General features: G+C 61.3%; 10 protein-coding genes and 2 pseudogenes. 5 read left to right on the top strand and 7 right to left on the bottom strand.

All coding sequences use genetic code 11. The features are described from left to right. Positions 1–303, top strand: a pseudogene (locus AWT75_RS05880) (sterol-binding protein); the annotation flags it as partial. 19 nt (positions 304–322) lie between these two features. Beyond that, a complete protein-coding gene (gene ubiB, locus AWT75_RS05875; protein WP_045845479.1) occupies positions 323–1,849 on the top strand; it encodes a ubiquinone biosynthesis regulatory protein kinase UbiB in 1,527 nt (508 codons plus the stop codon). A 79-nt stretch (positions 1,850–1,928) separates the two neighbouring features. On the opposite strand, the gene AWT75_RS05870 is transcribed toward ubiB, so the two are convergent. From AWT75_RS05870 to AWT75_RS05850, 6 genes and pseudogenes are all read right to left on the bottom strand, one after another. Then, the gene (locus AWT75_RS05870) at positions 1,929–2,609 is read right to left on the bottom strand and encodes a CoA transferase subunit B (protein WP_062788139.1); all 681 of its coding nucleotides are present in this window, start codon (positions 2,607–2,609) and stop codon (positions 1,929–1,931) included. Between the two features lie 2 nt (positions 2,610–2,611). Continuing rightward, complete coding sequence (locus AWT75_RS23940; protein WP_275575689.1) at positions 2,612–2,791, bottom strand: CoA-transferase; 180 nt, start codon at positions 2,789–2,791, stop codon at positions 2,612–2,614. Positions 2,792–2,895: 104 nt separating this feature from the next. Then, positions 2,896–3,324 (bottom strand): annotated as a pseudogene (locus AWT75_RS23935) (CoA transferase subunit A); the annotation flags it as partial. 19 nt (positions 3,325–3,343) lie between these two features. After that, positions 3,344–4,120: a 3-hydroxybutyrate dehydrogenase gene (locus AWT75_RS05860; protein WP_062788137.1), complete on the bottom strand. Its 777-nt coding sequence runs from the start codon at positions 4,118–4,120 to the stop codon at positions 3,344–3,346. A gap of 61 nt (positions 4,121–4,181) precedes the next feature. Beyond that, entirely contained in the window at positions 4,182–5,573 is a 1,392-nt protein-coding gene (locus tag AWT75_RS05855) for a GntP family permease (protein WP_045845482.1), read from the bottom strand. A 293-nt stretch (positions 5,574–5,866) separates the two neighbouring features. Further along, entirely contained in the window at positions 5,867–7,282 is a 1,416-nt protein-coding gene (locus AWT75_RS05850; protein WP_275575688.1) for a sigma-54 interaction domain-containing protein, read from the bottom strand. 132 nt (positions 7,283–7,414) lie between these two features. On the opposite strand from AWT75_RS05850, the gene AWT75_RS05845 reads away from it, so the two are divergent. Continuing rightward, complete coding sequence (locus tag AWT75_RS05845) at positions 7,415–7,774, top strand: carboxymuconolactone decarboxylase family protein (RefSeq protein WP_062788132.1); 360 nt, start codon at positions 7,415–7,417, stop codon at positions 7,772–7,774. 75 nt (positions 7,775–7,849) lie between these two features. Here the strand turns inward: AWT75_RS05845 and AWT75_RS05840 are convergent, their stop codons facing one another. Next, the gene (locus tag AWT75_RS05840) at positions 7,850–8,218 is read right to left on the bottom strand and encodes an Mth938-like domain-containing protein (RefSeq protein WP_045845718.1); all 369 of its coding nucleotides are present in this window, start codon (positions 8,216–8,218) and stop codon (positions 7,850–7,852) included. A gap of 245 nt (positions 8,219–8,463) precedes the next feature. Here AWT75_RS05840 and AWT75_RS05835 point away from each other — a divergent pair, with 245 nt between their 5' ends. Next, complete coding sequence (locus tag AWT75_RS05835; RefSeq protein ID WP_062788162.1) at positions 8,464–9,693, top strand: pyridoxal phosphate-dependent aminotransferase; 1,230 nt, start codon at positions 8,464–8,466, stop codon at positions 9,691–9,693. A gap of 136 nt (positions 9,694–9,829) precedes the next feature. Then, positions 9,830–11,140, top strand: coding sequence for a homoserine dehydrogenase (locus AWT75_RS05830; protein ID WP_045845485.1), 1,311 nt, complete (start codon positions 9,830–9,832; stop codon positions 11,138–11,140). The last annotated feature ends 30 nt before the right edge of the window (positions 11,141–11,170 follow it).

The following is an 11,170-nucleotide window of genomic DNA, read 5'->3' as shown; positions in this document are numbered from 1 at the left end:
GGTGGGCCGCTTGCTGGCCGCCTGCGCTGGGATGCCGGTGAGGATTTGTCCCGGCTGGTGGGCGATGTCGCCGCCAATCGCCTGCAGCGTGTGGCGCGTGCCTCGCTGGGCTTCAAGGGTGAGATTGCCTGGCGCCTGCTGGAAAACTGGGTGGAGCACCTGCGGGAAGAAGCCCCCATGCTGGCCAGCCGTCAGGCAGTAGGCGGCTTTGTGGCCGCAGTGGATGGCCTGCGTGACGATGTGGCGCGCAGCGAAAAACGACTGGCGCTGCTGGAAGCGGCGCTGGCGCAAACCAAGGAATAAGGGCAAGCCCGTTCTCATTATGCGGATTTCGCGTTTTTTCAAGATTGTTTCCACGCTGTACCGCTATGGCCTGGATGATTTTTTCCAGGGCCATTCCCGGCTGGGCTTTGTCCACAGTTTGCTGAAACTGTGCCCGGTGCCGCGCGATGTCAGTGCACCGCTGCCTGAGCGGGTCAGGCTGGCGCTGGAAAGCCTGGGGCCGATTTTCGTCAAGTTCGGCCAGGTGCTGTCCACCCGGCGCGACTTGTTGCCGCCGGACTATGCCGACGCGCTGGCCCATTTGCAGGACCGTGTCGCCCCGTTTGATGGTGCACTGGCGCGGCAGGTGATCGAACAGAGCTTCGGCCAGCCAGTAGAAAATTTGTATGTCGATTTTGAGATCACCCCGGTGGCCAGTGCCTCGGTGGCTCAGGTACACAAGGCCTGGCTGAAACAGCCGGATGGCAGCCGTGGCCGCGAAGTGGCGGTGAAGGTATTGCGCCCCGGCATCCAGCCGGTGATCGAGCAGGACCTGGCCTTGATGGCCACCCTGGCGGGCTGGGTGGAACGCTTTTTCATCGACGGCAAGCGGCTGAAGCCGCGCGAGGTGGTGGCCGAGTTCGACAAATACCTGCACGACGAACTGGACATGATGCACGAGGCAGCCAATGCCTCGCAGCTGCGCCGCAACTTTACCGGTTCGGACATGCTGATCGTGCCGGAGGTGTTTTACGACTACAGCAACCGGCAGGTGCTGACGCTGGAATGGATGCACGGCACGCCGGTGGGCCAGATTGAGCGCCTGCGCGAGCAGGGCGTGGACCTGCGGAAGCTGTCGCGCTTCGGGGTGGAAATCTTCTTCACCCAGGTATTCCGTCACGGTTTTTTCCATGCAGACATGCATCCGGGCAATATCTTCGTGGCGGAAGATGGCCGCTATATCGCGCTGGATTTCGGCATCGTCGGCAGCCTGACCGACGAGGACAAGCATTATCTGGCGGTCAACTTCCTGGCTTTCTTCAACCGTGACTACCACCGGGTGGCCACCGCGCATATCGAATCGGGCTGGGTGCCGAAAGAAACACGCGCCGAAGAGCTGGAGGCTGCGGTGCGCACGGTGTGCGAACCCATCTTTGAAAAGCCGCTGTCGCAGATTTCCTTTGGCCTGGTGCTGCTGCGCCTGTTTGAAACCAGCCGCCGCTTCAATGTGGAAATCCAGCCGCAGCTGGTATTGCTGCAGAAAACCCTGCTCAATATCGAGGGCCTGGGCCGCCAGCTGGATCCGGAGCTGGACTTGTGGGACACCGCCAAGCCCTTCCTCACCAAGTGGATGAACGAGCAGATCGGCTGGCGTGGCATGTTGCGCACACTCAAGCAGGAGGCCCCGCAATGGGCCACCACCCTGCCCACGCTGCCGCGCAAGCTGAACGAGGCCTTGTCGGCAGCCAAGAGCGATTTGCTGGTGGAGGGTTATATGCATCTGATGCGCGAGCAGAAACGGCAGAACTTCCTGCTCAGCCTGATTGCCATCCTGCTGACCGCCTTGCTGGTCAAATCCTTGCTCTAGCCCTTACGGGCCGGCAGTAAAAAAAGCACGCCTCTGGCAATCAGACGCGTGCTTTTTTCATGGCTGATGTGAAGCTGACTCAGCCGGCGATGGCGCTTTCCCTTGCGTGCAGGGCGGCCGGCACATGCAGTGGGGCGGCGGTGCGGGCGCGGATATCCACCACGCTGACATCCGGTGCCAGCTCTTGCAGATGCAGGCCGTCTGCTTCCACCCGGATCACGCCCAGATCGGTGATGATCAGGCTGACTACCCCCACGCCGGTCAGGGGCAGGGTGCAGCGCTCCAGCAGCTTGGCTTCTTCCGTGCCGTCCTTTTTCTTGGCCGTGTGTTCCATTAGCACCACCACCTTGCCGACACCGGCCACTAGGTCCATAGCCCCGCCCATGCCCTTGACCATCTTGCCCGGAATCATCCAGTTGGCCAGGTCGCCATGCTGGCTGACCTGCATCGCGCCGAGGATGGCCAGATTGATCTTGCCGCCGCGAATCATGCCAAAGGAGTCGGCCGAGCTGAAAATGGCCGAGCCGGGCAGGGTAGTGATGGTTTGCTTGCCAGCGTTGATCAGGTCCGGGTCTACCTCGTCCTCGGTCGGAAACGGGCCAATGCCCAGCAGGCCGTTTTCCGATTGCAGCCACACTTCCATGCCGTCCGGCACATGGTTGGCCACCAGCGTGGGCAGGCCGATGCCCAGGTTCACATAAAAGCCATCCTGCAATTCCTGTGCTGCCCGTGCAGCCATTTGTTCGCGTGTCCAGGCCATGTTCATGCCTCCGTCAGGGCGGCAGCGCGCACGGTGCGCTGCTCGATGCGTTTTTCGGGATGGGCATTCAGCACCAGTCGCTGCACGAAAATGCCGGGGGTGTGGATGGCGTCAGGGTCCAGCATGCCGTTTTCGACAATTTCTTCCACTTCGGCCACGGTGATGCGTCCGGCCATCGCCACATTGGGATTGAAATTGCGCGCGGTGCGGCGGTAAACCAGGTTCCCGGCCCGGTCGCCTTCCAGGCCTTGACCAGGGCAATGTCGGCAAACAGGGCTTGTTCCAGAATGTGCGGGTGACCGTTGAATTCGCGCACCTCCTTGCCTTCGGCCACCAGTGTGCCGTAGCCGGTGCGGGTGAAGAAGGCCGGAATACCGCTGCCGCCGGCGCGCAGTTTTTCTGCCAGCGTGCCTTGCGGGGTGAATTCCAGTTCCAGTTCGCCGCTCAGGTACTGGCGTTCGAACTCCTTGTTCTCTCCGACATAGGACGACACCATCTTGCGGATTTGCCGGGTTTGCAGCAGCAGGCCCAGGCCAAAGCCGTCCACCCCGGCATTATTGGAAATGGCAGTGAGATTGCGCACGCCGCTGTCGCGCAGTGCAGTGATCAGCGCTTCGGGAATGCCGCACAGGCCGAAGCCGCCCACGGCAATGGTCTGGCCGTCGGCCACAATGTCCGTCAGTGCGCTGGCGGCATCCGGGTAAAGCTTGTTCATCGTATTGTCCTTGCTTTGCTTATTGGGCAGTCCAGCCGCCATCCATGGCCCAGGCGGCACCGCGTACCTCATCGCCAGCCGGGCTGCACAAAAACACCGCCAGTGCTCCCAGTTGCGCCGGGGTGACAAACTGGCCGGAGGGTTGTTTTTCGGCCAGCAAATCGTGCTGGGCTTGTTGTGGGCTGATGCCCTGTGCGCTGGCGCGGTCGGCAATCTGCTGTGCCACCAGCGGGGTGAGCACCCAGCCGGGACAAATGGCATTGCAGGTGACCGGGCTGTGGGCAGTTTCCAGTGCCACGGTCTTGGTGAGGCCCAGCACGCCATGCTTGGCTGCCACATAGGCGGACTTTCCGCTGGAAGCCACCAGCCCGTGGGTGGAGGCGATATTGATGATGCGGCCCCAGCCGCGCTGGCGCATCAGCGGCAGCAGCAGGCGGCTGGTATGGAATACCGCGCTCAGGTTGATGGCCAGCACCTTGTCCCACTGGGCGGGCGGAAAGGCTTCGATCGGGGCTACATGCTGGATGCCGGCATTGTTCACCAGAATGTCCACGCCGCCGGTTTCGTGCGCGGCAAAGGCGCACAGCGCGTCAATCTGGGCCGGATCGGACAAATCGGCCGGATGATGCCAGGCCTGCACGCCATGGCTGCGGATCAGAGCCAGAGCAGCTTCGATGTCGCCAAAGCCGTTGAGCACGATATCGGCCCCCGCTTCGGCCAGTGCCAGGGCAATGCCCAGACCGATGCCGCTGGTGGAGCCGGTAACCAGCGCAGTTTTGCCTGCCAGTGTTGTCATGTTGATCGTCCTGTCTGGCCCTGCGTAGTGCAGGGCCGGTGGATGGGATTACCTGATGGAATCAGACCAGCCCGGTGAGATAGAAAACGGTAATCACAAAGAACACCGCCAGCGTCTTGATCAGGGTGACGGCAAAGATGTCGCGGTAAGCCTCGCGGTGGGTGAGGCCGGTGACCGCCAGCAGGGTGATCACCGCGCCGTTATGCGGCAGCGTGTCCATACCGCCACTGGCCATGGCCACCACCCGGTGCAGTACTTCCAGCGGAATGCCCGCCGCCTGGCAGGCGCTGATGAACTGTTCGCCCATCGCTGCCAGCGCAATGCTCATGCCGCCGGAAGCCGAGCCGGTGACGCCGGCCAGCGTGCTGACCGTGACCGCGGCATTCACCAGCGGGTTGGGAATGCTCTGCAAGGCATGACCAATCACCATGAAGCCGGGCAGGGCGGCAATCACCGCACCAAAGCCGTATTCCGAGGCGGTGTTCATGGCGGCCAGCATGGCACCGGCAATCGCTCCCTTGCTGCCTTCGGCAAAGCGCTCCTTGATGGCGGGCCAGGCGGTGAGGGCGACAAAGGCAATGCCCAGCAGCAAGGCGGCTTCCACCGACCAGATGGCGGTGACGGTGGAAATCTGGGTGGTGACCGGCTTGGCCATGCCGGCCAGATGCAGTTCGTGACTGCTGCCGTACCAGGCGGGAATCCAGCGGGTAAAGGCAAAGTTGCTGATGCCGATCAGCAGCAGCGGGGCAATGGCCAGCCAGGGCGAGGGCAGGCTGCTGGTGTCGATGTGTTCCGGCTCGTTGCGCAAATCGGTGCCATAGCCTTCGCCCTTGGCCATCAGGCTGCGGCGGCGCCATTCCAGATAAGCCAGCCCCACCAGGGTGATGAACACCGCACCGCAAATACCCAGTGCCGGGGCCGCCCAGGCGGTGGTCTTGAAAAAGGTGGTGGGGATGATGTTCTGGATTTGCGGCGTGCCGGGCAGGGCGTCCATGGTGAAGGAAAACGCGCCCAGGGCCACGGTGCCGGGAATCAGCCGCTTGGGGATATTGCTCTGGCGGAACAGTTCGGCGGCAAAGGGGTAGACGGCAAACACCACCACGAACAGCGATACCCCGCCATAGGTCAGCAGTGCACATACCGCCACGATCACGGCGATGGCGCGCTTTTCACCGATAAAGCGGATGACGGCGGCAACGATGGATTTGGAAAAGCCGGACATCTCCACCAGCTTGCCGAATACCGAACCCAGCAAGAACACCGGGAAGTACAGCTTGATGAAGCCCACCATCTTGTCCATGAACAGTCCGCTGAATGCGGGTGCCACAGCGGAGGGGTCGGTCAGCAGCACTGCGCCCAGGGCGGCCAGTGGTGCCATCAGGATAACGCTGTAGCCGCGATAAGCGGCCAGCATCAGGAAGAACAGGGCCAGCAAGACCACGATAAAGCTCATGGTGTTTCTCCTCAATCATTGTTGTATGGCCTGTGCAAGACCGGACGATCATGGGGTTGCCCCATGTCGGTGCGTTGATATTGCAGGAAGCGTGCCAGATTTGCTGTTTGTTTTAAATCAATGACTTGCCGTGATTTCAGGGCGGGAGGCTGGCTTGTTGTCTCGATTTGGAGACGAACTGGACGGTACTGCACGGCAGGAAAGCCTTGTGGCAGCAGGAAAAGCGGGGAAGTCTCGATTTGTAGACGCCGTCTCTGTTTGGAGACGGCTAGCGGGAATGGTCGGGTTGTGTTTCAGAAATCACTTGGGTTGATGCCCAGTGCAGCCAGCTTTTTGTACAAGGTGGCGCGGCCCATGCCCAATTGCCGCGCGGCGCTGGGCACATGGCCCTGACAGGCTTGCAAGGCCTGGCGTAGCAGCTGGGCTTCATAGTGGGCCATTTGCTGCTGGTAGCTGGCACCGACCGGGGCAGCAGCAGTGCTCGGCTTGCCCAGCAGGGCGTTGATGTCTTCTTCGTCCAGCAGGCTGCCGCGCCCCAGCATGCTGGCACGTTCCAGAATATTGCGCAGTTCGCGCACATTGCCGGGCCAGTGATAGGCGGCCAGCCTTTGCAGGGCGGCATGGCTGATCTGCTGGCGCGCCACATGGCCGTGCCGCGCCAGCTGGGCGAGCAACGACTCGGCCAGTTCCGGCAGGTCTTGCAAATGGGCGCGCAAGGGCGGCAACTGGATGGTGAGTACGTTCAGCCGATAGTAAAGATCGGCACGGAAGCTGCCAGCAGCCACTTTTTCTTCCAGCCGGGCCGAGGTGGCGGCAATGATGCGGATGTCCGCCCGCAGCACGCGGTTGGCACCCAGCTGTTCGAATTCCTTGTCCTGCAGCACGCGCAGCAGCTTGGCTTGCAGGCTGGCCGGCATGTCGCCTATTTCATCCAGAAACAGCGTCCCGCCATCGGCCAGTTGCAGCTTGCCGATGCGGCCTTTCTTGTCCGCGCCGGTATAGGCATTGGGGCTGGCACCAAACAGCTCGGCTTCCAGCAGGGTGTCGGGAATGGCCGCCATATTGAGGCTGACCAAGGGCTTGCCGGCGCGGGGCGAGGCAGCATGAATGGCATGCGCCAGCACTTCTTTGCCGGTGCCGGTTTCGCCCAGCAGCAATACCGCACCTTCCAGCGGGGCGGCCAGCATGGCCTGACGCCGGACTTCGCTGATCTGGCTGCTGTGGCCGACAAAATCGTCAAAACTGTATTTGGCACGCCGCGCCTGCGCCAATGATTCGCGCGTGGCCGCCAGCTCCTCGCCCAGCCGGGCAAACTTGGCCACCAGCGGTGCCAGTGATTGAATCTGGTCGAACAGGGCAAAGCCCACCGCACCGATGATCTTGCCCTGGCCATCCTTCAGCGGCAGCCGCATCACCACCAGCTGGTCCTTGCCGGTGGGCATGATGTCCAGCAGCATCGGCACGCCGGTTCTCAGCACTTCGCGCATCTGGCTGTTGGGGATGACGTTTTCCACCGGCTGGCCCAGCGCAGCGGCCGGGTCGGCAAAGCCAAAGCGCTCGGCATAACGGGCATTGATCCAGATGATGCGCGCCTGATCGTCCACGATGACCGTGCCCTGATAGCTGTCGTCCATGTGCTGGAACAGCGACTGCATTGCCCATTGGCGTACATGATCGTAGTCGGCCAGTGCGGTGGGAGTGTGGGACACGGGTCATCCTCGGGCGAGTGCAAGGCAGCCAGATTACCATGCCTGCATTTTGTGCTGGCGCGGTTCCAGCATGCCTTGCAATGATATATAAAAATATATAATATTAATTTGTAACTTATTGGGAGAGCAATAATGAGCCACGATTACACCGCACTGGCACAAGACTTGGGCAGCAAGCTGGCCGAATTCCGTCGCGAAATTCCTGACACCATGAAAGGCTTCGGCCAGATGAGCCGCGCCGCCCATACCGAGGGTGCGCTATCCAACAAGACCAAGGAGCTGATTGCGTTGGCCATCGGCATTGCCAGTCGTTGTCAGGGCTGTCTGGCCTTCCACAGCAAGGCACTGGTGGAGCTGGGCTGTACCCGGGCGGAATTCATGGAAATGCTGCAAGTGGCGGTATACATGGGCGGGGGTCCGTCCTTGATGACGGCTGCCGAAGCCTTGCAGGCGTTTGAAGAGTTTGGCGGCGAGAAAGCTGCGGCTGCCTGAATCCAGCTGCTTGCCAGATACAAGCAAAAGCCCCGCATGACAGCAATGCGGGGCTTCTTTTATGGCAGGACCGGTTCAGATGGCCAGAATGGCGGCAATCACCCGGCGGTCTTCCGCCATCAGGATATTGAAGGTGCGGCAGGCGGCCTGGGTGTCCATCACATCCACACCGATACCGGCATTGGTCAGGGCTGCCATCAGTTTGGGGTGGAAAAAGCGCAGGCTGGCGCCGGAGCCGAACAGCACCACCTCCGGCTGCATCTCCAGCAGCATGCTGAAATGCTGTTCCGTCAGGCTGGCAAAATCGGCCACGCCCCAGGGCTGCACGCTGTCCGGGGTGACAATCAGGTTGCCGTCATGGCGTTCGGCATTGATCAGCACATGGCCTTCGCCGTAGCCGGTAAACAGGTTTTTGCCCAGTCCCAGGGCCTGATGCATTTTCATGGAGTGGATTTCCCGCAAGGAATAAAAATCAGCACGCAGCGCTGTTGCAGCCATGCCGGTATGGCGCGCACGTCGTCATGCAGTGCAACACGGATTGGGATAGCATTATACCCTGACCAGCCGCCAAGGTACGCTTTGCCCGTGGCCGGGACAGACAAGGGACTCCAATGAAAGACAACAAGCCGCGCCGCCGCCAGCACACCGCCAAAGCCGGGGCGCGGTCCGTGACGGAAAAACAGGCCACCATGCAGCCAGTACACAAATCGCAGAAGCTCGCCAATGTCTGCTACGACATCCGTGGCCCGGTGCTTGAGCATGCCAAGAAGATGGAAGACGAAGGCCATCGCATCATCAAGCTGAATATCGGCAACCCGGCGCCGTTCGGTTTCTTTGCACCGGATGAAATCATCGAAGACGTCATCGTCAACCTGCCATCCGCCTCTGGTTATTCCGACTCCAAGGGCCTGTTTGCCGCGCGCAAGGCCATCATGCATTACGCGCAGGAAAAACACCTGCCCAATGTCAGCATGGACGACATCATCATCGGCAACGGCGTGTCCGAGCTGATCGTGATGGCCATGCAGGCCTTGCTGGACAATGGCGATGAAGTGCTGGTGCCGGCACCGGACTACCCGCTGTGGACGGCTGCAGTCAGCCTGGCTGGTGGCAAGGCGCTGCACTATGTCTGTGACGAAGAGCAGGGCTGGTTCCCCAGCATCGACGACATCCGCGCCAAGATCACCCCCAATACCCGTGCCATCGTGGTGATCAACCCCAACAACCCCACCGGTGCGGTGTATCCGCCGGCGCTGTTGCAGCAGATTGTCGATCTGGCGCGCCAGCACCAGCTGATCATCTACGCCGATGAAATCTACGACAAGGTGCTGTACGACGAAGTCAAGCACACCTCCATCGCCTCGCTGGCGCCGGACCTGCTGGTGGTCACCTTCAATGGCTTGTCCAAGAACTATCGCGCCTGTGGCTACCGCGCCGGCTGGATGATTCTGTGTGGCGAGAAAAATCACGCGCGCGACTACATCGAAGGCCTGAACATGCTGGCCTCGATGCGCTTGTGTGCCAATGTGCCGGCACAGTTTGCCATCCAGACCGCCCTGGGCGGTTACCAGAGCATCGACGACCTGGTAGCGCCAAGCGGACGCCTTGCCCGCCAGCGCGACCTGGCGCACAAGCTGCTCACCGACATTCCGGGTGTGACTTGCGTCAAGCCGCAAGGGGCCTTGTACCTGTTCCCGCGCTTGGACCCGAAAATCTACCCCATCAGCGACGACCAGCAGTTCATCCTGGAACTCTTGCAGGAAGAAAAAGTGTTGCTGGTGCAGGGCAGCGGGTTTAACTGGATTGCGCCGGATCACTTCCGCGTGGTATTCCTTCCTAACTCGGATGACCTGATCGAAGCGATAGGCCGCATTGCCCGATTCCTGGCGCGTTACCGCCAGCGTCACGGCACCGCCTGATGCTATCCAGCCGACGGATACACATCCGTCGGCTGGGTTTTTCAGAGTGAAGACCTCCTGGCAAGCCGGCTAGCGCCGTTTTGCCAAGAGGCCGTCGGCCCGGGACAAAACACTAGAGACAGACATGGAGAATGTTATGAAGCCGATCAATATTGGCCTGATGGGAGTGGGGACAGTCGGTGGCGGTACCGCCACCGTACTCAAGCGTAACGCCGAGGAAATCAGCCGCCGCGCCGGTCGCCCCATCCGCGTATGCATGGCCGCCAACCGCGATGTAGCCCGCGCCCGCGAAGTACTGGGCGAAGGCGTGCCGGTGGTGGATGACGCCATGCTGGTGGTCAACAATCCGGAAGTCGACATTGTGGTCGAACTGATCGGTGGCGACACCATCGCCAAGGAGCTGGTGCTCAAGGCCATCGAAAACGGCAAGCACGTGGTGACTGCCAACAAGAAGCTGCTGGCCGTGCATGGCAATGAAATCTTTGCCCGCGCCCAGGAAAAGGGCGTGATGGTGGCTTTCGAAGCTGCAGTTGCCGGTGGCATTCCCATCATCAAGGCGCTGCGTGAAGGCCTGTCGGCCAACCGCATCGAATGGATTGCCGGCATCATCAACGGCACTTCCAACTTCATCCTGACCGAAATGCGCGACAAGGGTGCCAGCTTTGCTGACGTACTGGCCGAGGCGCAGCGCCTGGGCTATGCCGAAGCCGACCCCACCTTCGACATTGAAGGCCACGACGCCGGTCACAAGCTCACTATCATGGCCGCGCTGGCCTTTGGTATCCCGATGCAGTTTGACAGCTGCTATCTGGAAGGCATCAGCAAGCTGGATGGCCGCGACATCAAGTACGCCGAAGAACTGGGCTACCGCGTCAAGCTGCTGGGCTTTACCCGCCGCACCGATGCTGGCGTGGAATTGCGCGTGCACCCGACCCTGATTCCGGCCAGCCAGCTGATCGCCAACGTCAACGGCGTGATGAACGCGGTACTGGCCAAGGGCGATGCTATCGGCCAGACCCTGCACTACGGTGCCGGTGCCGGCGCACTGCCGACAGCTTCTGCCGTGGTGGCCGATATTGTCGACGTGACCCGCCTGCTGACCGCCGACCCGGAACATCGCGTGCCGCATCTGGCCTTCCAGCCGGACCAGCTGAAAAACCTGCCTATCCTGCCGATTGATGATGTGTACAGCTCCTACTACCTGCGCATCGGTGCTGCCGACCGCGCCGGTGTGCTGGCCAATATCACCGGCCTGCTGGCAGAAAACGGCATTTCCATCGAAGCGCTGATCCAGAAGGGTTCGGCCAGCGAGGGCAATGCCGAAGTGGTGATCCTCACCCATCGTGTGCAGGAACGCGCCATCAATGCAGCCATCGCCGCCATCGAAGCGCTGGAAAGCGTATCGGGCAAGGTGGTGCGTCTGCGCATGGAAGAACTCAACGACTAAAGCAGTTGCCATCCCCGCGCCTGGGCGCGG

It is taken from the genome of Aquitalea pelogenes, assembly GCF_001515305.1.
In the GTDB taxonomy this organism is placed as follows: domain Bacteria; phylum Pseudomonadota; class Gammaproteobacteria; order Burkholderiales; family Chromobacteriaceae; genus Aquitalea; species Aquitalea pelogenes.
Note: the sequence above shows the minus strand (reverse complement) of the source record. Positions and strands in the feature narration are given on the sequence as shown.